Genomic DNA, 23,391 nt, shown 5'->3' with positions numbered 1-23,391 from the left:
CGTTCATGAACATTCTGCGCAAGCGGATCATGACTGCTTTCCCAGAAGCAAGCTTCCAGTACGGTTCGCAAACCTATGTGGATCGTAAAAAACTTCTTTTGCCAAAAGGCCACTTCATGGATGCAATCGCAATCAGCGGGATCAAGTCGGTTGGTCAAATGCCACTGGCGGTGACGATGATCAGTCAGTTCCGCAAGAAGAAGCGGTCGCTTCACGAAGCAACTGCGAGAAAAGGCAGAAAGCAGCCAAATACGTCATCCAAGCGCAATGAGAAGAATACGAAATATGCCCGTGGCTTGTGGCTGAATGACTACGTTCGTGTGATAGGCAATCATGCCAAAGGCTATGTAAAAGGCTTTAAGTCAAATGGATATTTCGTTTATCTGACAGATGGCTTAGGCAATTACGTGGTCAGCAATGGCAGAAATTATATCAACTCAAAGCAGTGCCAGTTGATTACGCACAATGGCAGCTGGCAAAAAGCAGAGCAAAAGCTTTCGTTTTACGAATTTAAGTAAGAAGAGGCCGGCAAACCCTATCCCTCCACCCATTGAAATAGGTGGAATCCCGGGCTTGCTGGCCATTGACAATCATTGAAGAAAAATTTTAAAAAAGAAAGGCAAGAATATGCGAATCGATAAATTTTTAAAGATTTCTCGTTTAGTCAAAAGACGGACCGTGGCCAAGGAAATGGCCGACCAAGGCCGCGTCAGCGTTAACGGGAAGACGGTCAAGTCCAGCTACAATGTCGTTGTTGGCGATGTCATTGCAGTTGCTTACGGAACGCGGGTCGTCAAGGCTCGAGTTTTGGACCTGAGAGAGACGACCAAAAAGTCCGAAGCCGGCGACCTTTACGAGCTGGTTGATTAAAAAGATTTAATGACTTTTTTTGCTAAAACTGTTATACTTAACTTATTATAGTTTTTAGGGATTTAAAGGATAACAGCTTATGGGTAATAATCACCGCAATCAGAAGGTTACTCCCCTTAGACCGGATCAGGAAGTAAGCCTGTTAAAGAAGAAACAAAGAAAGTATCGGGAAGTTCACCGGGTGCGCCGCAACCGGATCATGGCCGTGATCTTGGCTGCTTGTGCCATTTTGACCTTTCAGCTAGTCATGACCAAGAACAACACGCGCAAGGTTGCTGAAGAAGTGAGCCAAAACCAGGCCACCTTAACCAAGATCAAGGCGACTAACCAGACCTTGAAGAACAAGCGTGACGACATGAAGGATACTGACTACGTGGCTAAATTGATCCGCTATAAGTACAAGTACACTAAGAGCGGTGAAAAAGTCTACAACGTTAAGGAAAAGAGCGAAGACAAGTAATGAAATACCAAGTTGGCCAAAGGCTTGACGGCGTGGTCAATAACGTCACTGACTTGGGCGTCTTTGTGACTCTGCCAGGGCGCCGCAGCGGTCTGGTTCACCGTAATGACTTTGGCAGCTCCTGGCAAAGGGAGAAGCCCCGCTTTAAAGAAGGGCAAGAAGTCCGGGTGGTGATCCAGAATATCCGCAAGGGGCGACTGGACTTGTCCTTGTCCCGGGTCAATGACCCTGACTTGCCGGATCCAACTAACCAGTTTACTAGCCTAAAGGCTAAAGACTTTAGCCGGGTCTTAAACGAAGTGGACCAAAAGGCGCAAGAACAGATCAAGAAAATCGAAGCAAGCTTAAATTAAAGACTGGCCCGTTGGGGGCCAGCCTTTTTCTATCGAAAAAGCAAAGACATTGAAGACGATTTAAATCAAGACAAAAGATGGAAATTGAGATCAAAAACTTTTTTATCAAAAATCAGATTCCGCTAGATAGAAAATTCTTGGTCGCGGCTAGCGGGGGACCAGACTCCATGGCCTTAGTGGATCTGCTGCGGCAAATGGGGGTAGATTTGGCAGTCGCCCACTTGGACCACCAAATGCGGGAAGGGAGCGAGCAGGAATCAGTTGTTTTGCAGGACTACTGCAGTAAGTACAATTTGCCCCTCCATGAAACTACTTGGCCGAAAAGTGCTCATCCCCAAAAGGGACTTGAAGCAGCAGCGCGGGACTACCGCTACGCTTTTTTGGAAAAAACGGCTGACAAAATTGGGGCCAGGTATCTGCTGACCGCCCACCACGGGGATGACCTGCTGGAAAACATCATGATCAAGTTTTTGCGGTCGGGTATTCCCCGGGAAATGGCCAGCTTAAAAGCCGTTAGCCACAGAAAAGATCTGATCGTCTTAAGGCCGCTTCTGCCTTACAGCAAGGCTGACTTGCTGGCTTATGTGGAAAAGAAAAATATTCCGTACGTGGTCGACCAGACGAACAGTGAGGCGATTACGGTCCGCAATCGGCTGAGGAAGCAAGTGATTCCCCTTTTAAAGGCGGAAAATCCCGACTTGATCAAAAATGCCTTGCGCTTCAGCCAAGAAGTGGGGGCAACTGAAGCTTTTTTAGCCCGGCAGACCAGGTCTTTGCCGGATTTTACCGAGCTCCTGGGGGCGATCCGGATTGATCAGGAAAAAATGGCCTGTGATCTGGAAATAGAAAAGGCTTACCTAGAGGATTTAATCGAAAAGAAGTACAATGAAAAGGTACAGCTGAACCGGGCACTTCTTGCGGCGAAAAAGACCCAAGAAAAGGGTGGACTGCGGATCCAGTTTTACCAGCAGTATTGCTGGATCTACCCGGTAAAAGAAATTGCCGAGCAAAAGCAGCAATCCATTAAGCTAGACCAGCCTTTTGTCTTTCAAGGCCGCAGTTTTCAGCTGACTGTTGAGAAAGCTGCTGGAAGTAAGGCTAAAAAGCTTGTGGCAGTTTTACCTTTAAAGAAAAAAATGGACAAAGAAATAGAAAATATTTCCTTTGGCAGCCTGCCTGTGGGACAAAAAGTCCTCCTGCCAGACGGTCACCATGCTAAAAATAAAAAGCTTTTTGCGGAAAAAGGTATTCCCAGCTCCTTGAGGAGCCGGTGTCTAGCCATGATGGCCGGACAAGAAGTGCTTTTTATTGAAAACTGCTACCAGCTAAGAGAGGAAAATGGGTCAAAAATGTATTTGTACGAGCTTGACCGTTCTTTAAGCAATTAGGATAAAGAAGCATAAAGCTTTGTAAATTCTTCGATTGTTGCCGCTTTTTATGTTAGAATTTGATAAGTAATTCTTCGATCTGACGGAGGTCATTTATGAAAAATAATCGGAATCGACTATTTAGCAATGGTCTATTCTATATAGTCGTATTTTTGCTTCTCCTCTGGGGAATCAATTGGGCCATTGGTGGCAGCTCGTCAACTGGGGCAACTGAAAACATCAGCTACTCTCAGTTCGTCAAGAAGCTGCGCCAAGGCAAGATCAAGGACTTTAACGTCCAGCCATCTAACGGTGTTTACTCAGTTACTGGTACTTACAAGTCAAGCACGACCAGTTCTTCAAGCAATTCAGATATCTTTGGCACCGGCTCTTCGTCAAAGGTAACTGGCTTCTCTACCACCATGCTGGAAAATGACTCCAGCGTGAAGACGGTGCAAGACCTGGCTCAAAGTAACGGCGTGAAGATGAGCAGCCAAGGGGAATCCCAGTCAAGCAACTGGATCTCCACCATTATTATGCTGGTGCCAACCGTTTTGTTCATCGTGATGATGGTCATGATGATGAATCAAGGCGGCCGGGGCAACGGCAATGGCATCATGAACTTTGGCCGCTCCAACGTGAAGCCACAAGATCCAAAGAAGAACAAGGTTCGCTTTGACGACGTGGCTGGTGAAGAAGAAGAAAAGCAGGAACTGGTGGAAGTTGTTGAATTCTTGAAGAATCCAGCTAAATACACCAAGTTAGGTGCCAGAATTCCATCTGGTGTCCTGCTTGAGGGGCCTCCTGGTACTGGTAAGACGCTTTTGGCTAAGGCGGTTGCCGGTGAAGCAGGCGTTCCATTCTTCTCCATCTCTGGTTCTGACTTCGTCGAAATGTTCGTCGGTGTTGGTGCCAGCCGTGTCCGGGACCTCTTTAACAATGCCAAGAAGAACGCGCCAAGTATCATCTTCATCGACGAAATTGACGCCATCGGTCGTCAGCGTGGCAATGGCCAAGGCGGCGGCAACGATGAACGGGAACAGACCTTGAACCAACTCTTGGTTGAAATGGACGGTTTCGAAGGTGACGAAGGCGTCATCGTTATGGCTGCTACCAACCGGTCTGACGTTTTGGATCCAGCCTTGACCCGTCCAGGTCGTTTTGACCGGAAGGTCTTGGTTGGCCGGCCAGACGTTAAGGGCCGTGAAGCCATCTTGCGCGTTCACGCCAAGAACAAGCCGCTTGCTTCTGACGTTGACTTGAAGGAAGTTGCCCGTCAAACCCCTGGTTTTGTCGGTGCTGACCTGGAAAACGTCTTGAACGAAGCAGCCTTGGTCGCAGCCCGCAGAAACGGCAACGAAATTACCGCAGCCGACATCGACGAAGCTGAAGACCGGGTAATCGCTGGTCCTGCCAAGAAGGACCGGATGATTTCCCAAAAGGAACGCGAAAGAGTTGCCTTCCACGAAGCTGGGCACTCCATCTGTGGTCTGGTCTTGAGCGACTCTAGAACGGTTCGGAAGGTTACCATCGTGCCTCGTGGCCGCGCTGGCGGTTACAACATCATGCTTCCTAAGGATGACCAATTCATCTTGACCAAGAAGCAGCTCTTTGAGCAAATCGTTGGTCTGATGGGTGGTCGTGCCGGTGAAGAAGTCGTTGTCGGCGACCAGTCAACTGGGGCTTCAAACGACTTTGAACAAGCAACGGCAATTGCTCACAGCATGGTGGTCAACTACGGGATGACCGATGAACTTGGGATGGTTGAGCTGGAAAAGGAAGGCGAAGGCATTCCTTACGGCATGAAGCCATACAGTGAAACGACTGCAGCCAAGATCGACGAAGCAGTGAAGAAGATTTTGGATGATGCCCACGCTAAGGCGGTTGAAATCGTTGAAAACAACCGTGAAAAGCACCGCATCATCGCCGAAGCCTTGCTGAAGTACGAAACTTTGGATGAAAAGCAAATCTACTCACTGTACAAGACTGGCAAGATGCCTGAAAAGTCTCAAGAAGAATTCCCATCTGAAGCCAAGGCCTTAAGCTACGAAGAAGCTAAGGAAGCTGCCCAAAAGAAGGCAGAAGAAAAGGCAGAAGAGAAGGCTGAAGAAGACCGCCGCGAAGAAGCTGAAAAGGCTGAAGCCTTGAAGACGCCATCAGAAAGTGATAGCCAAGTCAAGGAAACGCCAGTTGCAGTTGAAAAGAAGGTTATTCCAAAAGAAGACCTTGACAAGCTGACTGAATCAGCCGTTAAGACGCCAAGCGAAGACGACTTAGCAAGCAAAGAAAAAGCAGAAAAGCCTAGCGAGGATCAAGAAGCTGATCAAAACAAGGATCAAGACGATTCAAGCCAGGATGAATAAGAGAAATAGAGCCGGCAACGGCTCTATTTTTATGGAGGAAGAAACATGAACGATTACTTAGTTAGAGCCTTAAGTGCTAGCAAGAACCTGCGCCTGTTGGCAGTGACCGGAAAAGACTTGGTTGCGGAAGCCCAAGAGCGCCACGACACCTGGTCAGCCTCATCTGCCGTTTTGGGCAGAACTCTGCTGGGGGCAGTGCTGCTCGCAGCTGCTGACTTAAAAGGCAAGCAGGAATTGACGGTGCGCCTTTTAGGCAATGGCCCAGTTGGGGCAACCGTCGTAACGGCTCAATCTGACCTGACGGTGAAGGGCTACATTCAAAACAACCACATTGCCTTGCCAGCTAAAGAAGATGGCCACATTGACGTGAAAAAGGCGGTTGGCCAAGGCTGGCTGCAAGTGACCAAGGACTTAGGCCTCAAGCAGCCTTACACTGGGGAAGTGCCAATCGTGTCTGGTGAAATCGCAGAAGACTTCACTTACTACCTGGCTAAGTCAGAACAAGTGCCTTCAGCCGTTGGCCTGTCTGTTTTCGTCAACCCTAACAACACGATTGGGGCCGCGGGCGGCTTTTTGCTGCAAGCCTTGCCAGGGGCAACCGATGAAGAACTGAAGGAAGCTGAAGAAAGAATCAAGGAATTGCCGCAGCTATCCAGCGCCTTTTTGGACGGGATGACCCCAGAAGAACTTGCTAAGAAGATCTTGGGCGACGACTTGAAGATCTTGGAAACGGCGCCGGTTAAGTACTACTGCGACTGCTCCAAGGAAAAGTACGCCAAGCTCTTGGCAACCTTGAAGCCAACACAGCTAGAAGAAATGATCAAGGAAGACCACGGGGCAGAATTAGTCTGCAACTTCTGCGGCGACAAGTACCAGTTCTCTGAAGCTGAATTGAAGGATGTTTTGGCGAAGAAGACTAACGAAGCTGAATAATTGTGCAAAAAATTCTCTCTTTATCGAGAGAATTTTTTTGTGGATATTTAAAATTTGTCCTTTACTAATTTTCTTGTTATGATATATAGGTTGTAACTGAGAAAGGAGCCTCGATTGATGGCAAAGGACAATACTTGGAAGATTCGCGAGATCGAAATCCCTAACCGGGTAGTCGTTGCGCCCATGGCCGGCGTTTCCAACATGGCTTTTCGAAAAGTCTGCAAGGAATTTGGTGCCGGGATGGTCGTCTGCGAAATGATCTCTGACCATGGCATTATCTATGGCAACCAAAAGACCCTGAGCATGCTGGACGTGGACCCTAATGAGCACCCGATGAGCATCCAGATTTTTGGCGGGACCGAAGACAGCCTTTTGCAAGCAGCCCAATACATCGACCAGCACACTGATGCCGACATCATCGACATCAACATGGGCTGCCCGGTGCCTAAGGTCACCAAGACTGACGCCGGTTCTAAATGGCTCCTTGACTCAAACAAGATCTACCAAATGGTCCACAAGGTGGTCCAGAATGTGGAAAAGCCCGTGACGGTCAAGATGCGGATTGGCTGGGACCGCAAGCACATCTTCGCTGTGGAAAACGCCCTGGCTGCTCAAGAAGCCGGTGCATCCATGATCGCCATGCACGGCCGGACCAGAAAGCAGATGTACCAAGGCGAAGCCGACTGGGAAACCCTGCACGATGTAGCGCAAGTTTTGGACGTACCTTTTGTGGCTAACGGCGACATCACGACGCCAGAACTGGCCAAAAAGGCCCTGGATGAAATCGGCGCAACTGCCGTCATGGTCGGCCGGGCAGCCCTAGGCAATCCTTGGATCTTGCAGGACATGGTCCACTACCTGGAAACTGGGGAGAAATTGCCTGAGCAAACCGTGCGGGAAAAGGTCGCAACCGCCAAGCATCAGCTGCAAGAACTGGTGGATTTGCATGGGGAAAAGCGGGCCGTACCCGAATTTCGTCAGCAAGCCGCATATTATTTGAAGGGAATTCCCCGTTCAGCCCGGACTCGTGCTAAAATAAATGAGGTCTGGACGCGGCAAGAAGTCGAAGACTTGCTTGATGACTTCGTCGAAACTTATGAAAAGCGCGAAAAAGCTAAGGCCGCTCGCAAGGCTAATACAGAAACTAATTAATGGAGGATAACACGTTGGCAAAGAACGAAATTAACGATCAATTGCTTGTTCGTCGTCAAAAGCTAGAAGAACTTAAGGAAATGGGCATCGAACCTTTCGGCCGCAAATACGACCGTGAAGCCTTGGCCCGGGACCTGGACGAAAAGTACCTTGGCTTAGACAAGGATGAATTGAACGCTGACATGCCTAAAACCAAGATTGCTGGTAGAATGCTGGCCAAGCGTGGCAAGGGCAAGGTTGGCTTTGCTGACCTCTACGACAGAAGCGGCAAGATTCAGATCTACGTTCGGAAGGACATCGTTGGCGAAGAAAACTACCAAGTCTTCAAGAAGGCCGACCTTGGCGACTTCTTGGGCATTGAAGGGGAAGTCTTCAAGACTGACAGCGGCGAATTGTCTGTTCGCGCTCAACACGTTACCTTCTTGTCCAAGGCCCTGCGTCCACTTCCTGACAAGTACCACGGCTTGAAGGACGTTGAAGCTATTTACCGTCAGCGTTACCTGGACCTGATCACCAACCGGGAAAGCTACAACCGCTTTGTCAACCGGACCAAGATCATCCAAGCCATCCGCGACTACTTGAACGGCCAAGACTTCTTGGAAGTTGAAACGCCAGTTTTGCACAACATCCCAGGTGGTGCCGAAGCGCGTCCATTTATTACCCACCACAATGCCTTGGACATCAACCTTTACATGCGGATCGCCTTGGAATTGCCTTTGAAGCGGTTGATCGTCGGCGACATGGAAAGAGTTTACGAAATCGGCCGGGTCTTCAGAAACGAAGGCATGGACTTAAAGCACAACCCTGAATTTACTGAACTGGAAACCTACGCTGCTTACTACGACTTCCACGACGTTATGGACGAAGCTGAAGGCATCATCAGAGCTGCTGCTAAGGTGGTTTCTGAAGATGGCAAGATCAACTACCAAGGCACTGACCTGGACCTGGGCAAGCCATTCCGCCGCGTGCACATGGTTGACCTGATCAAGGAATTGACCGGCGTTGACTTCTGGCAGCCAATGACTTTGGAACAAGCCCGCAACATTGCCGCTGAACACCATGTGGAAGTGGAACCTTACTGGCAAGTAGGTCACATCATCAACGCCTTCTTTGAAGAATTTGGTGAAAAGACCATCGTTGACCCAACCTTCGTTTACGGTCACCCAGTTGAAGTATCACCGCTGGCTAAGAAGAACGCTGACGACCCACGCTTCACTGACCGTTTCGAAATCTTCATCATGGGTAACGAATACGGCAACGCCTTCTCCGAATTGAACGATCCGCTCGACCAAAGAGAACGGTTTGAAGCCCAAATGGCTGAACGTGACGCCGGCAACGACGAAGCCGACATCATCGACGAAGACTACCTGAGAGCTATGGAATACGGGATGCCACCTACGGGTGGTCTGGGCATCGGGATTGACCGTTTGGTTATGCTGCTCACCAACGCAGCGTCCATCCGTGACGTCCTGCTCTTCCCAACCATGCGTCCAGAAAAGATCGTTGACGAAGAAAAAAATATTAATTTAGACAAGTAATAGTGTTATAAAAATAGCACTATACAAAAAGCCCGCTTATCCTTGTTGATAGGCGGGCTTTTTGCTTGGAAAGAGTGAAAAATTACTAGAAAGCCTTTTTAAATTAGTGCATTTATTATAATAATCTGCTAAAATAAGAACAATTTAAACTAGCAATTATGACTAGAGGTTAATCTTTTGACGACTTATAAGCACTTGCTCTTGTTAATGACGACGATTTTGGCAATCGGCGCGGCCTTTTTGGCCTTAAATGACGGCCTGGACCTGCTTTTGGCGGATAATTATCTACCAGCGGGTCTGGCGGCTGGGGTAGCCCTTTGCTATTTTTTGGCGCCCGTTTTTCTGTGGACTAAACTGAAAAAAGAGCTCTTTTACCTCTACAGCGGCATCTTCTTCTTTCTGACGGCGCTTTTGCTGGTGACCCACTTTAGTCTCTTTTTCTTGGCCGGCTTCTTTTTCCTAGGCGGAGTCTGGCTGCTGCAAAGCGACCAAACCGTCCAGCTCTGGCTGGGCTTCATCCTGCTGGTGGTTAGCGCTGGCCTGGCCATGGCCCAGCACTCCTTTACTTTGTTTAAGTAAAATAGATTGACTTTACTTTAAATGGGGTTATAATTTGAATACAAATTAAAGGCTCATGAATTGCCGTTTATCGCCTTTAATTTGCAGAATAGGACTTGTCGCCAGGAAGCACGCGTAAGCTTTCTGGTTTTTGTTTGCCTTTTTTGCGAAAAAATCTGAAAAGCCGTTGACAATGAAAAAAGTCCTGGTATACTTAGACATAAATTAAAGATTGATGAAGAAAGGAGAACCCACGATGTTAGTCTTTGTAAATGCAGCGATGATGATGTCAATGATGGTGATGCTGATGTGCAGCATGACTTCTTTGACATACCAGCGGGCTCTCCGGCATTAGTTCAGCGCATTGCGCGAATGTTCATGAGATGATGAAGCCGCCCGCTGAGGGCGGTTTTTATTTTCTCTAATTTTTTGATTTGAATTTTTAGAAAGGCAATTATGGGCAGACAAAGGTATCAGCAAACCAAGCGCTGGCTCATTTGCTGGCGCGGAACAGCCATTGGCACAACGGCCATGTAGAACTGTATTTTAATTAGCATTTTTTCAAAAGTAAAAAAGATAAAATAGCGAGTCTAACAGACTAGACACGCCGATCCAAAACTAATTTTAAATACAGTGAGGTAACAATTATGAGCAAGGCACCAATCAGTAACGAAGGTTTATCATTTGAAACATTGCAGGTCCACGCAGGCCAACCGATCGACGAGACCGGCGCCCGCGCAGTTCCAATTTACCAAACGACCTCTTACGTCTTTGATGACGCCGACCAAGCAGCCGGCCGCTTTGCCTTGACGGATGCGGGCAACATTTACACCCGCTTGACCAACCCAACCACGGCCGTCTTTGAAAGCCGGGTGGCTGCCCTTGAAGGCGGCACCGGCGGCGTGGCCCTGGCAACTGGGGCAGCGGCCATTACCGCAGCCATCTTGAACGTGGCGGGCGCCGGCGATGAAATCGTCTCTGCGTCAACGGTCTACGGCGGAACCTACGACCTGTTTGCTCAAACTTTGCCGCCGCTTGGCATCAAGACTCATTTCGTTGATCCAAGCGACCCAGCCAACTTTGAAAAGGAAATCAATGAACATACCAAGGTGGTTTATGCTGAAACCATCGGCAACCCGAATGCCAACTTGATTAACATTGATGCCGTAGCCGAAATTGCCCACAAGCATGGGGTCTTGGTCATCATCGACAACACCTTCGCCACTCCATACCTTTACCGGCCATTTGAGCATGGGGCAGACGTGGTCTTGCACTCTGCAACCAAGTTCTTCGGTGGCCACGGGACCACGATGGGCGGGGTCGTTGTTGAAAATGGCAAGTTTGACTATGCTGCTTCTGGTCGCTACCCAGGCTTCACCAATCCTGACCCTTCATACAAGGATGTAACTTGGGGCCAGATCCCAGCAGCCTTTACCACCAAGATCCGGGCCACCGTTTTGCGGGACACTGGGGCTGCTCTTAGTCCATTCAACGCCTTCTTGCTCTTGCAAGGCCTTGAAAGCTTGTCTCTTCGAGTAGAACGCCACGTTTACAATGCGGAAAGAGTGGCAGAATTTTTAGCCAACCATCCAAAAGTTGCATGGGTTCGCTATCCAAAATTGCCAGACAGCCCAGACCACGCCTTGGCAGAACGCGACTTCCCTAAGGGCGCCGGCTCAGTCTTCACCTTTGGTCTGAAGGGCGGGGCAGAAGCCGGCAAAAAGCTGATTTCTAACTTGAAGCTCTTCAGCCTCTTGGCTAACGTGGCCGATGCCAAGTCCTTGATCATTCAGCCAGCAACCACGACCCACGCCCAATTGACTGATGAAGAATTGGCCAGCGTGGGCATTACCCCAGACTTGATTCGGTTGTCAATCGGGGTCGAAAACATCAATGACCTCTTGGCCGACCTTGAGCAAGGCTTGGACAAGCTGGATTAAGCCAGAAAAAATAACAGAAAAAATCCTCTAAATAGTAAAAATACCAATAGCTAACTACCAAATACCAAACTAACAACAGACAAAACTCAAATACTTACAAAAACAGCGAAACGAAATATCAAGTAGGACTCTTGCCCAGCGGCAGGAGTCTTATTTTGCCTTTTTTCACAAAAATAAGCTGAAAAGGGCTTGCACAAGTCGCCTTTTTTGATTATCCTAATAATTGTGTTGCGGAAGTAGTTCAGTGGTAGAACATCACCTTGCCATGGTGGGGGTCGCGGGTTCGAATCCCGTCTTCCGCTTCAGTTCGGGAATTAGCTCAGTTTGGTAGAGCGCTACGTTCGGGACGTAGAGGTCACAGGTTCAAATCCTGCATTCCCGATAGCCAATGTGTGATCAAAGCATTACTTGTTTAAGTAGTGCTTTTTTCTTTTTGTAAAATCAGCTTGGAGAAACTTTTTTGCTAAAAAGGCTTGAAAAATCTTCTCCATCTGCTATACTAAAAAACGTATCGCGGAAGTAGTTCAGTGGTAGAACATCACCTTGCCATGGTGGGGGTCGCGGGTTCGAATCCCGTCTTCCGCTCCAAACAAAGACTCGCTGTTTAGCGGGTCTTTTCTTTTTGCCTTTTTAACTTTCTAGCTGAACTAGCTTATAATAAGTAGGTGAAAAGGCGTCCGGCTTGTAACTGAAACAGTTAAATGCTATGCTTCAAAGCATAGTGTTTTCAGGATTTTTTCAATAAAAAAGAAGAAACAAAGACTATCTACTTTTTAGAGCATGATGGAGGAACAAGATGGCAGCAGCAAGTCAAGAAGAATACGAGCTTTTGCTCAAGCAGGCCGAAGCCTTGGTATACGGCGAAAGCGACTGGATCGCCAACACGGCCAACGTGTCAGCCCTGCTATACCACCAATTAAAGAACGTCAACTTTGCTGGCGTCTATCGCTTTGAAAAGGGCGAGCTGATCTTGGGGCCCTTCCAAGGGCAGCCAGCCTGCGTCCACATCCAAATCGGCAAGGGCGTTTGCGGCAAGGCGGCTAAGGACCAGGCAACCCAGATCGTGGAAAATGTCCACGACTTTCCAGGCCATATCGCCTGCGACAGTGCCTCTAATTCCGAAATTGTGGTGCCCATCTTCAACCAGCAGGGCGACCTTTGGGGCGTATATGATTTTGACTCAACGACTTTTAGCAATTTTGACCAGCTTGACCAGGAATACCTGGAGAAGATTGCTGGCGTAGTCTTGGGTCAAGCACAGAACTAAGGCGGTGTTTTTATGCAAAATTCTTACAGTAATAGCAGCAATCAAGTTTTAGAAATTGCCAAGGAGCAGGCACAGGCTTTTCACCACCGCTTAATTGGCACCGAACACGTGCTTTTGGCCATCGTGATCGAGGCTGACGGTAAGGCGGGCAAGATCCTGCGGACCATGGGGGTGACTCCAACTGGCGTACGCGAAGAAATCGAGCGCTACACGGGCTACGGTTCTTCAGCTGGCGCCTCCTTTATGGAAATGTCTCCTCGTTTAACCCTGGCTCTAGAAAATGCCAAGCGCAATTCTGAAGCCCGCGGCGCTAAGCAGATCGAAACGACCGACATCCTGCAGGCCCTGGTTTCCAGCGAGCAGATTTTGTCAGCCATGATTTTGAAAAATCTGGACGTGGACATCGACAACTTAAGAGATGAGTTAGATGATGCCAACAACTTGGACGATGGGGAAGTGAGCCGGCCTGGTTCAAGCCAGGTGAGTGGCCAGTCCCAAACCCCGATGCTGGACCGCTTTGGCGTAGACCTAAACAAGCGGGCTAAAAACGGGGACATTGACCCCGTGATCGGCCGGCAAAAAGAATTGGACCGGGTCATCCAAATTTTGTCCAGAAGAACCAAGAATAACCCGCTCTTGGTCGGTGAGCCCGGCGTTGGTAAAACGGCGGTAGCTGAAGCCTTGGCCAGCGACATTGTGGCTAAAAAGGTTCCGCGGGACTTGCAGAACAAGCGCGTTGTTTCCTTGGACGTCAACAGCATGGTCGCCGGCACCCGCTACCGGGGCGAATTTGAAGAGCGGCTGGACCGGTTGATTAAGGAAGTCATCTCCAGCAAGAACGTGATCTTGTTTGTGGACGAAATCCACACCTTGGTCAAGGCCGGGGATGCTGAAGGCGCGATGAGCGCTTCTAATACCTTAAAGCCAGCTTTGGCGCGGGGCGACATCCAATTAATTGGGGCGACCACCTTTGAAGAATACCGCAAGCACATGGAAAAGGATTCGGCCTTTGTCCGCCGCTTCCAGTTAGTTCGTTTGTCTGAGCCAAGTACGGAAGAGACCTTGAAGATCTTGGAAGGGCTCAAGTCCAAGTACGAGGACTACCACCGGGTAACCTTGTCTGAAGAAGCCCTGCAGTCTGCAGTTAACCTGTCTAGCCGCTACATCGCTGACCGCTTCCAGCCAGACAAGGCCATCGACTTGATCGATGAAGCCAGTGCGGCTGTGAAATTGGCTAACGACACAGGCGATGATAAGGACCTGGCCAAGTTGGATCTGGAAATCAGCCGAACCTTAAAGGCCAAAAATGATGCCGCTGCTGAACAAAACTTTGTTCAAGCCGCTAACTTGAGAGATAAGGAAATCGACCTGCGGCAAAAGCGGTCAGACCTGGCTAAGAAGCTGGCTGGCAAGGAAAGCAAGCGGGCAACGGTTGGTCCAGAAGACATCGCCAAGGTGGTTTCCATCTGGACCGGCGTGCCAGTTACCCAGCTGAAGACCAGCGAAAACAAGCGCTTGGCCAACCTAGAAGGCATCTTGCATGAGCGGGTCATCGGTCAAGACGATGCGGTTAAGGCAGTAGCCAATGCCATTCGGCGGTCCAGAAGCGGCTTGAAGGATGAAAACCGCCCAATCGGTTCCTTCCTCTTCTTAGGGCCAACTGGGGTTGGTAAGACTGAACTGGCCAAGGCGGTGGCCGAAGCTGTCTTTGGCTCAGAAGACAACATCATCAGAGTCGACATGTCTGAATACATGGACAAAGAAGCTTCTTCTAAGCTGATTGGGTCAGCGCCTGGTTATGTCGGCTATGAAGAAGGCGGGCAGCTGTCTAACAAGGTTCGCGAGCATCCATACTCCGTTGTGCTTTTTGACGAAGTAGAAAAGGCTAACCCAGAAATCTTCAACGTCTTATTGAGAGTTCTTGATGAAGGCTTTTTGACTGACTCCTTAGGTCGCAAGATTGACTTTAGAAACACGATCATCATCATGACTTCTAACCTGGGGTCCAGATCCTTGGAAGAAGACAACCAAGTCGGCTTTGCCAAGACCAAGCCAGACCAGGCCAAGGTTATCTCCGACAAGGTAGCCAAGGCAACCAAGGACTTCTTCAGACCGGAATTCTTGAACCGGATTGATGAAAAGATCGTCTTCAAGCCGTTAACGGCAAAGCAATTGCGGACGATTGTTACTCTCTTGACCAGAAAATTGGTTAAGCGCCTGGCTGACAAGGACATTACCTTGAAGATCTCACCAGCCGCCTTGGACCAACTGGCTAAGGATGGCTACAACCCAGAAATGGGTGCGCGGCCACTTCGCCGGACCATCCAAGATGAAGTGGAAGACCAACTGGCCCAATACCTGGTCAACGAAGACTTGCAAGCTGGCGATACGATCAAGATTGGTGCCAGCCGCGGCAAGCTGAAGTTTGACATTATCAAAAAGGGCGAGGAGAAGGCCACGGTTAGCGGGCATTAAATTCGATAGATAGATAAACTTTGAACTTTTTGCAAAAAAATTGAAAAACTATCAGCCTTAGATCTATAATAGTCCTCATAAGTTCAGCTATAGGAGGATATATGTTAACTTTTAGGAGGATAAACTGTGTTTGGCAAAAAGAAGAAAGAACAGCAATCGGTTCAAGTAAAGCCAAAAGATCCAGATGGTCGAATTCTGCTTTATAGTAACATTATCGATGCCCTCTACGATGAAATGCCGGCAGAAGAGCGCGAAGCTCTTTTGGAAGCTAAGCATCAATTGGAACACAAGGTCTATATTGGTAAAGTAATGCGCGACTTGCGCATTGCCTTGCAGCCAGTTGCGATTAAGTCGCAGTTAAGTCCGCATGGAAAAGAGATTTTTTGGAGCATCACTGCTGGTAGCTACCAAAATACAGGGGCAGGCTTATCAACCGTTGCAGCAACGTTATTTGGCGGCAAGTAGTTGCAACAATTGAAAAAAAGTGGTACAATATTTAGCGATTTAAAAGGCTGAAGTTCAGGATTTTACTGATATATTGTCCAGTAAAATGATAGAGACAAAAACGACAGGTTCGTTTTTGTCTTTTTTATGCTCAAAATACCGGAATTACTCAGCTTTTTTTAAATGTAACACAAATGTAATATTTGCTTTCTTCAAACAGGATAGAAAGGATGTTTTCCTTGCTAAACGGACACGTAGTAAATTACGGACAACACCGGACAAGACGCAGCTTTTCCCGGATTAAAGAAATCCTGCCGCTGCCAAACTTGACGGATGTGCAAACTGAATCATACAAGTGGTTCCTTGATCAAGGTATTAAGGAAGTTTTTGACGACATCTTGCCAATCAGCGATACTTCAGGTCGCTTGACTTTGGAATATGTCGACTACAAGCTGCAAGAACCAAAGTACACTGTTGACGAATCACGCAAGCACGATGCAACTTACTCAGCACCAATGCACGTGACTTTGAAATTGACTAACCACGAAACTGGCGAAATCAAGACTCAAGACGTCTTCTTTGGCGACTTGCCTTTGATGACCAAGTCTGGTTCTTTCATCGTTAACGGGGCTGAAAGAGTTATCGTTTCTCAGCTGGTTAGATCACCAGGCGTTTACTACAGCGGTGAATTTGACAAGAACGGCCGTCAAATCTTCGGTACTACGGTAATCCCTAACCGGGGGGCCTGGCTTGAATTTGAAACTGACGCTAAGAACATTTCTTACGTGCGCGTTGACCGGACTAGAAAGCTGCCTTTGTCAGTTTTAGTACGGGCTTTGGGCTTTGGCTCAGACAGCGAAATCAAGGAAATTTTTGGCGACAGCGACACCTTGAACTTGACTTTGGACAAGGACGTTCACAAGAACCCTGCTGACAGCCGCGTTGCTGAAGCTTTGAAGGACATCTACGACCGTCTGCGTCCAGGTGAACCAAAGACCACTGATTCTTCACGCAGCCTGTTGGTATCACGCTTCTTTGACCCACGCCGCTACGACTTAGCAGCTGTTGGCCGCTACAAGGTTAACAAGAAGCTGAGCTTGAAGAACCGCCTTTTGGGCTACACTTTGGCTGAAACTCTGGCTGACCCAGACACTGGGGAAGTTTTGGCAGCTAAGGGCACTGTTGTTAACAACGAAGTGATGGACACTTTGAAGGAATACCTTGACCGGGACGACTTCAAGACTGTTACCTACACGCCATCAGAAGAAGGTGCCATTCCTGAACCAATCACTGTTCAAGAAATCAAGGTCTTCTCCCGTGAAGTGCCAGACCGCGAAATCAAGCTGATTTCAAACGGCCACATCGCTGAAGACGTGAAGTGCATCACTCCAGCTGACATCTTGGCTTCTGTCAACTACTTCTTGGAATTGCAAGAAGGCGTTGGTACTGTTGACGACATCGACCACTTGGGTAACCGCCGGATTCGCCGTGTTGGTGAACTTTTGCAAAACCAAATGCGGATCGGTTTGGCCAGAATGGAACGTGTCGTTCGCGAACGGATGTCAATCCAAGACGCAGCTACTGTTACCCCACAACAACTGATCAACATTCGTCCAATCGTTGGTTCCATCAAGGAATTCTTTGGTTCATCCCAACTTTCCCAGTTCATGGACCAAAACAACCCACTGGGCGAATTGACCCACAAGCGTCGTATGTCAGCCTTGGGGCCTGGTGGTTTGTCTCGTGACCGTGCCGGCTACGAAGTTCGTGACGTTCACTACACCCACTATGGTCGTTTGTGCCCAATTGAAACGCCAGAAGGTCCTAACATCGGTTTGATCAACTCCATGGCAACTTACGCCATCATCAACAAGTACGGCTTCTTGGAAACCCCATACCGCCGCGTATCTTGGACCACCCACAAGGTTACCGACAAGATCGACTACTTGACTGCCGATGTAGAAGACAACTACATCATCGCTGGGGCCAACACTCCACTTAACGAAGATGGCTCATTCGTTGATGACGTGATCCTTTGCCGTCACCGGGAAGACAACGTCGAAGTAAGTCCTGACCGGATCGACTACATGGACGTTATTCCAAAGCAGGTTGTTTCTGTAACTTCTGCATGTATTCCATTCTTGGAAAACGACGACTCAAACCGGGCCTTGATGGGGGCCAACCACCAACGTCAGGCTGTTCCTTTGATCAACCCACACAGCCCACTGGTTGCCACTGGTATGGAATACCGTGCCGGTCACGACTCAGGTGACGCTTTGCTGGCTGAAGCTGACGGTGTCGTTGAATACGTAGACGCTAACGAAATCCGCGTTCGCCGCGACGACCAAACTCTTGACAGCTACACGCTTGAAAAGTACCGTCGTTCAAACGCAACTAAGAACTACAACCAAACTCCAAACGTTTCAACTGGCGACCGCGTTGTGAAGGGCCAAGTAATTGCCAACGGTCCATCAATGGCTGACGGTGAACTGTCCTTGGGTCAAAACCCAGTTATCGCCTTCACTACTTGGAACATGTACAACTTCGAAGACGCCATCATGCTGAGCGAACGCTTGGTTAAGGAAGACGTCTACACTTCAATTCACATTGAAGACTACGACTCAGAAGCTCGTGACACCAAGCTGGGGCCAGAAGAAATCACTCGGGAAATCCCTAACGTTGGTGAAGATGCACTGAAGGACCTGGACGAAAATGGTATCATCCGGATCGGTGCTGAAGTTCACGACGGCGACATCTTGGTTGGTAAGGTTACCCCTAAGGGGATTACCGAACTGAGCGCTGAAGAAAGACTTTTGCACGCCATCTTCGGTGAAAAGGCCCGCGAAGTTCGTGACACTTCCTTGAAGGTGCCACATGGCGGCGGCGGTGTCGTTCAAGACGTTCAAGTCTTCACCCGTGAAGCCGGCGACGAACTGGCTCCAGGCGTTAACACCCTGGTTCGGGTTTACATCGTCCAAAAGAGAAAGATCCAAGTCGGTGACAAGATGTCCGGTCGTCACGGTAACAAGGGTACGGTTGCCTTGGTTGCTCCAGTAGAAGACATGCCATACTTGCCAGATGGTACGCCAGTCGACATCTGCTTGAACCCAATGGGTGTGCCTTCACGTATGAACATCGGGCAGCTTTTGGAAATCCACTTGGGTCGGGCAGCTCGCGCACTTGGGATCCACGTTGCGACTCCAGTCTTCGACGGGGCTAGCGAAGATGACGTTTGGGACTTGGTAAAAGAAGCCGGCGTTGACTCAGACGGTAAGACTGTTCTTTACGACGGCCGGACCGGTGAGCCATTCCACAACCGGGTATCAGTTGGGGTCATGTACTACCTGAAGCTGACTCACATGGTTGACGACAAGATCCACGCTCGTTCCATCGGGCCATACTCACTGGTTACCCAACAACCACTTGGTGGTAAGGCACAATTTGGTGGCCAGCGGTTTGGTGAAATGGAAGTTTGGGCTTTGGAAGCCTACGGTGCAGCCTACACTCTGCAAGAAATCTTGACTTACAAGTCAGACGACGTTGTTGGCCGTGTTAAGGCATATGAAGCCATCGTTAAGGGCGAAAGAATTCCTAAGCCAGGCGTTCCAGAATCATTCCGGGTTTTGGTTAAGGAATTGCAATCATTGGGTCTGGACCTGCGCGTTTTGGACAGCGACGAAAACGAAGTTGAACTGCGCGACATGGACGAAGACTCCAATGAACACGTAAACATCGATACTTTATCTCGCCTTGCCGAAGCGCAAGAGAAGAAGAAGTTGGCCGAAGAAGAAGCCGAAATCGCTGAAGAAGAAGCAGCAAATGCCAAAGCAGCTGATCAAACTGCCGATGCTGATGCCGCTGTAGACAGCGCCAGCGATGACGAAAATGCTTCTAAGTAATTGGAGGGTTAAACTTTGATCGACGTAAATAAGTTTGAAAGCATGCAAATTGGCTTGGCTTCACCAAACAAGATTAGAAGCTGGTCATACGGGGAAGTTAAGAAGCCTGAAACCATTAACTACCGTACTTTAAAGCCAGAAAAAGACGGTTTGTTTGATGAGCGAATCTTTGGGCCAACCAAGGACTATGCATGTGCCTGTGGCAAGTACAAGGGCGTTCGCTACAAGGGCATCGTCTGTGACCGCTGCGGCGTTGAAGTTACGACTTCTCACGTTCGCCGTGAACGGATGGGCCACATCGAATTGGCCGCACCAGTAACCCACATTTGGTACTTCAAGGGCATTCCTTCAAGAATGGGTCTGGTTTTGGACGTTTCACCAAAGCAATTGGAAGAAGTTATCTACTTTGCTGCCTACATCGTGATCGATCCAGGCGACACCGGTTTGGAAGCTAAGCAGCTTTTGACTGAAGCTGAATACCGAGAAGAAAGAGCTAAGTACGGCAACCGCTTCGTTGCTAAGATGGGTGCTGAAGCCATCCGTGATTTGCTTAAGCAAGTTGACTTGGACAAGGAAGTTGCTGAATTAAAGGCTGAACTGCAAACCTTGAAGGGGCAAAAGCGTACCCGCGCAATTCGCCGCTTGGACATCTTGGATGCCTTCAAGAACAGTGGCAACAAGCCTGAATGGATGGTTATGGAAACTATCCCAGTTATTCCACCAGACCTGCGTCCAATGGTGCAACTGGAAGGTGGCCGTTTCGCTACTTCCGACTTGAACGACTTGTACCGCCGGGTTATCAACCGAAACAACCGTCTGAAGAAGCTTTTGGACATGCACGCACCAGGCTTGATCGTGCAAAACGAAGAAAGAATGTTGCAAGAAGCCGTTGACGCCTTGATCGACAACGGTCGCCGCGGCCGGCCAGTGGTTGGTCCTGGTAACCGTCCACTGAAGTCAATTTCTCACATGCTGAAGGGTAAGCAAGGTCGTTTCCGTCAAAACTTGCTTGGTAAGCGTGTTGACTACTCTGGTCGTTCAGTTATCGACGTTTCACCTAAGCTGAAGCTGTACCAATGCGGCGTTCCGCGTCCAATGGCCTTGGAACTCTTCAAGCCATTCGTTATGCGTGAACTGGTTCGCCGGGGCATCGCTTCTAACATCAAGAACGCTAAGCGCAAGATCGACCGTGAAGACGACGACATCTGGGACGTATTGGAATACGTCATCAAGGAACGTCCAGTTCTCTTGAACCGCGCACCTACCCTGCACCGGCTGTCAATCCAAGCCTTTGAACCAGTTTTGGTTCCAGGTAAGGCTTTGCGTTTGCACCCACTTGCTTGTGAAGCCTACAACGCCGACTTCGACGGTGACCAGATGGCCATCCACGTACCTTTGTCAGATGAAGCTGTTGCTGAATCAAGACTGTTGATGCTGGCAGCTCACCACATCTTGACTCCTAAGGATGGTACGCCAATCGTTACCCCATCGCAGGACATCGTTTTGGGTAACTACTGGCTGACTCAGGCTGAACTTGGCCGTGAAGGCGAAGGCATGATCTTTGCTACTCCAGAAGAAGCAACCATTGCTTACAACAATGGCGACATCCACTACCACACCATCATCGGCGTTTCAGCTGCTTCAATGCCAGCTAAGCCATGGGGCAAGGGTCACGATGACAGCATCTTCATCACTACTTACGGCCGTTTGGTCTTCAACTCCCTGTTCCCAGATGACTACTTCTACATCAACGAACCAACTCAAGACAACTTGACTGGTCCAATGGCTGACAAGTACTTCTTGGAAAACGGTGAAGACATCCACGACAAGATTGCTGAAGTTGGCCGTGACTTGGTAGCTACGCCATTTAAGAAGGGCTTCTTGGGTGACACGATTTCTGAAATCTACAAGCGCTACCGGGTACAAAGAACTTCTGAATACTTGGACGACTTGAAGGAAATGGGCTACTCAGCTTCAACCATCTCTGGCTTGACCATCGGGATGGCCGACGTTCCAGAAACCAAGACTAAGGATGCCTTGGTTGCTGAAGCTCGTAAGCAAGTTAAGGAAGTTTCCAAGATGTTCCGCCGTGGTAAGCTGTCCGACAAGGAACGCCACGACAACATCATCAAGATCTGGACTGACTGTAAGGATGCCGTTCAAAAGGAAATCGCTGAATTTAAGGACCAAAGAAACCCTATTTCAGTCATGCAGCAGTCTGGTGCCCGTGGTAACATCTCCAACTTTACCCAGTTGGCCGGGATGCGTGGTTTGATGGCTACGCCAAGTGGTGAGCTCTTCGAAATTCCAGTTATCTCCAACTTCAAGGAAGGCTTGACGGTTCTGGAACTCTTCATGTCAACTCACGGTGCTCGTAAGGGGATGACTGACACGGCCTTGAAGACCGCTCAATCTGGTTACCTGACTCGGCGTCTGGTTGACGTTGCCCAGGACGTTATCATCCGTGAAGACGACTGTGGCACTGACCGCGGCATTACTGCCAGAGCCATCATCGACAAGGATGCTGGTTTGATCGAATCCCTCTACGACCGTTTGGTTGGCCGCTTTACTAACCGGACTGTCAAAGACCCACAAACGGGCGAAGTTATCTGCCCTAAGGGCGTCTTGATGGATGAAGAAATGGCTCAAAAGATCGTTGATGCCGGCGTTCAAGAAGTTGAAATTCGCTCAATCCTGACTTGCAACACTTCCCACGGTATTTGCCGCAAGTGCTACGGCCGCAACCTTGCAACTGCTGAAGAAGTTGAAATCGGTGAAGCAGTTGGTACTGTTGCCGCTCAATCAATCGGTGAACCAGGTACTCAGCTGACTCTGCGTACTTTCCACACCGGTGGTGTTGCCGGCGCAGAAGACATCACTCAGGGTCTTCCTCGTGTTCAAGAATTGTTTGAAGCACGTAACCCTAAGGGTCGTGCGGTAATCTCTGAAGTTGACGGTGTCGTTGACAAGATTGAAAGCAACGCTGCTGAACACTTGCAAGAAATCACGGTTAAGGGCAAGATCGACACTCGTGTCTACACGATCCCTTACACTGCTAAGCCAGCCGTTCAAGAAGGCGACGAAATCCACCGCGGTGACAAGCTGATCCCAGGTTCTATCGACCCTAAGGAACTCATCAAGGTTACCGACACTTTGACGACTGAAGAATACATCTTGGCCGAAGTGCAAAAGTCCTACCGGACTCAGGGTGTTGACTTGGCCGACAAGCACGCTGAAGTCTTGACTAGACAGATGCTGCAAAAGGTTCGCGTTCTGGACCCAGGTGAAACTGATATCTTGCCAGGTGAAGTCATGGATATCGCTGAATTCCGTGACCGCAACCGCGACGTCATCATCAGCGGCGGGATTCCTGCAACTTGCCAGGCTGACATCTTGGGTATCACCAAGGCCGCCTTGGAAACTAACAGTTTCTTGTCAGCTGCTTCCTTCCAAGAAACCACGAGAGTTCTTACTGACGCCTCAATCCGCGGCAAGAACGACCCATTGCTTGGTTTGAAGGAAAACGTCATCATCGGTAAGATCATTCCAGCCGGTACTGGGATGCCAATCTACCGCGACCAAACTCCAAAGACTGACGTGCAACAACCAGACTCAGTCTACTCAATTGCGGATTTGGAAAAGCAAATGGCCGACAAGGACCAAGAAAGTGAAGAAAGCAAGGATTAAGGACTGAAGCCTGATCCTGTTTGAAAAAGCAAAAAAGACCACAAGGAAAGCCTTGTGGTCTTTTTCTATAGCCAAAACTGCAGGT

General features: G+C 49.0%; 15 protein-coding genes, 3 tRNA genes and 1 pseudogene. All 19 read left to right on the top strand.

The annotated features are described in order from the left end of the window. Positions 1 to 518, top strand: a pseudogene (locus tag ACI4WN_RS07735) (RNA-guided endonuclease IscB); the annotation flags it as partial. Between the two features lie 109 nt (positions 519 to 627). Further along, positions 628 to 870, top strand: a complete 243-nt coding sequence (locus tag ACI4WN_RS07730; protein WP_009557996.1) for an RNA-binding S4 domain-containing protein — start codon at positions 628 to 630, stop codon at positions 868 to 870. 79 nt (positions 871 to 949) lie between these two features. Continuing rightward, positions 950 to 1,330 carry an FtsB family cell division protein gene (locus ACI4WN_RS07725; RefSeq protein WP_008462661.1) on the top strand — a complete coding sequence of 127 codons (381 nt, stop codon included), beginning with the start codon at positions 950 to 952 and terminating at the stop codon, positions 1,328 to 1,330. Continuing rightward, entirely contained in the window at positions 1,330 to 1,683 is a 354-nt protein-coding gene (locus ACI4WN_RS07720; RefSeq protein ID WP_008462662.1) for a S1 RNA-binding domain-containing protein, read from the top strand. Before ACI4WN_RS07725 ends, ACI4WN_RS07720 begins: the two co-directional genes overlap by 1 nt. Before the next feature lie 77 nt (positions 1,684 to 1,760). Beyond that, positions 1,761 to 3,071 (top strand): tRNA lysidine(34) synthetase TilS, encoded by a 1,311-nt coding sequence (gene tilS, locus ACI4WN_RS07715; RefSeq protein ID WP_439777689.1) that lies wholly within the window; start codon positions 1,761 to 1,763, stop codon positions 3,069 to 3,071. 95 nt (positions 3,072 to 3,166) lie between these two features. Continuing rightward, positions 3,167 to 5,413, top strand: coding sequence for an ATP-dependent zinc metalloprotease FtsH (ftsH, locus tag ACI4WN_RS07710; protein WP_439777688.1), 2,247 nt, complete (start codon positions 3,167 to 3,169; stop codon positions 5,411 to 5,413). Between the two features lie 45 nt (positions 5,414 to 5,458). Next, positions 5,459 to 6,346, top strand: coding sequence for an Hsp33 family molecular chaperone HslO (gene hslO / locus ACI4WN_RS07705; protein ID WP_439777687.1), 888 nt, complete (start codon positions 5,459 to 5,461; stop codon positions 6,344 to 6,346). Between the two features lie 117 nt (positions 6,347 to 6,463). Then, positions 6,464 to 7,498 (top strand): tRNA dihydrouridine synthase DusB, encoded by a 1,035-nt coding sequence (dusB, locus tag ACI4WN_RS07700; RefSeq protein ID WP_439777686.1) that lies wholly within the window; start codon positions 6,464 to 6,466, stop codon positions 7,496 to 7,498. A gap of 14 nt (positions 7,499 to 7,512) precedes the next feature. Further along, a complete protein-coding gene (gene lysS / locus ACI4WN_RS07695; protein ID WP_439777685.1) occupies positions 7,513 to 9,036 on the top strand; it encodes a lysine--tRNA ligase in 1,524 nt (507 codons plus the stop codon). Between the two features lie 177 nt (positions 9,037 to 9,213). Then, complete coding sequence (locus ACI4WN_RS07690) at positions 9,214 to 9,615, top strand: hypothetical protein (protein WP_439777684.1); 402 nt, start codon at positions 9,214 to 9,216, stop codon at positions 9,613 to 9,615. Between the two features lie 626 nt (positions 9,616 to 10,241). Further along, positions 10,242 to 11,534: an O-acetylhomoserine aminocarboxypropyltransferase/cysteine synthase family protein gene (locus tag ACI4WN_RS07685; RefSeq protein ID WP_439777683.1), complete on the top strand. Its 1,293-nt coding sequence runs from the start codon at positions 10,242 to 10,244 to the stop codon at positions 11,532 to 11,534. A gap of 230 nt (positions 11,535 to 11,764) precedes the next feature. Continuing rightward, positions 11,765 to 11,836, top strand: a tRNA-Gly gene (locus ACI4WN_RS07680). Positions 11,837 to 11,842: 6 nt separating this feature from the next. Continuing rightward, a tRNA-Pro gene (locus ACI4WN_RS07675) sits at positions 11,843 to 11,916 on the top strand. Positions 11,917 to 12,047: 131 nt separating this feature from the next. After that, a tRNA-Gly gene (locus ACI4WN_RS07670) sits at positions 12,048 to 12,122 on the top strand. 208 nt (positions 12,123 to 12,330) lie between these two features. Continuing rightward, the gene (locus ACI4WN_RS07665) at positions 12,331 to 12,801 is read left to right on the top strand and encodes a GAF domain-containing protein (protein WP_009558003.1); all 471 of its coding nucleotides are present in this window, start codon (positions 12,331 to 12,333) and stop codon (positions 12,799 to 12,801) included. A gap of 12 nt (positions 12,802 to 12,813) precedes the next feature. Next, on the top strand, positions 12,814 to 15,276 hold the full coding sequence (locus ACI4WN_RS07660) for an ATP-dependent Clp protease ATP-binding subunit (RefSeq protein WP_439777682.1): 2,463 nt from the start codon (positions 12,814 to 12,816) through the stop codon (positions 15,274 to 15,276). Between the two features lie 126 nt (positions 15,277 to 15,402). Beyond that, positions 15,403 to 15,741 (top strand): bacteriocin immunity protein, encoded by a 339-nt coding sequence (locus ACI4WN_RS07655; RefSeq protein ID WP_439777681.1) that lies wholly within the window; start codon positions 15,403 to 15,405, stop codon positions 15,739 to 15,741. 209 nt (positions 15,742 to 15,950) lie between these two features. Continuing rightward, positions 15,951 to 19,619, top strand: coding sequence for a DNA-directed RNA polymerase subunit beta (rpoB, locus tag ACI4WN_RS07650; RefSeq protein WP_439777680.1), 3,669 nt, complete (start codon positions 15,951 to 15,953; stop codon positions 19,617 to 19,619). A gap of 15 nt (positions 19,620 to 19,634) precedes the next feature. Then, a complete protein-coding gene (gene rpoC, locus ACI4WN_RS07645) occupies positions 19,635 to 23,306 on the top strand; it encodes a DNA-directed RNA polymerase subunit beta' (RefSeq protein ID WP_439777679.1) in 3,672 nt (1,223 codons plus the stop codon). The last annotated feature ends 85 nt before the right edge of the window (positions 23,307 to 23,391 follow it).

It is taken from the genome of Lactobacillus sp. (assembly GCF_051893255.1).
GTDB lineage: Bacteria > Bacillota > Bacilli > Lactobacillales > Lactobacillaceae > Lactobacillus.
The sequence above is the reverse complement of the archived record's forward strand: the minus strand, read 5'-3'. Positions and strand labels throughout refer to the sequence as shown.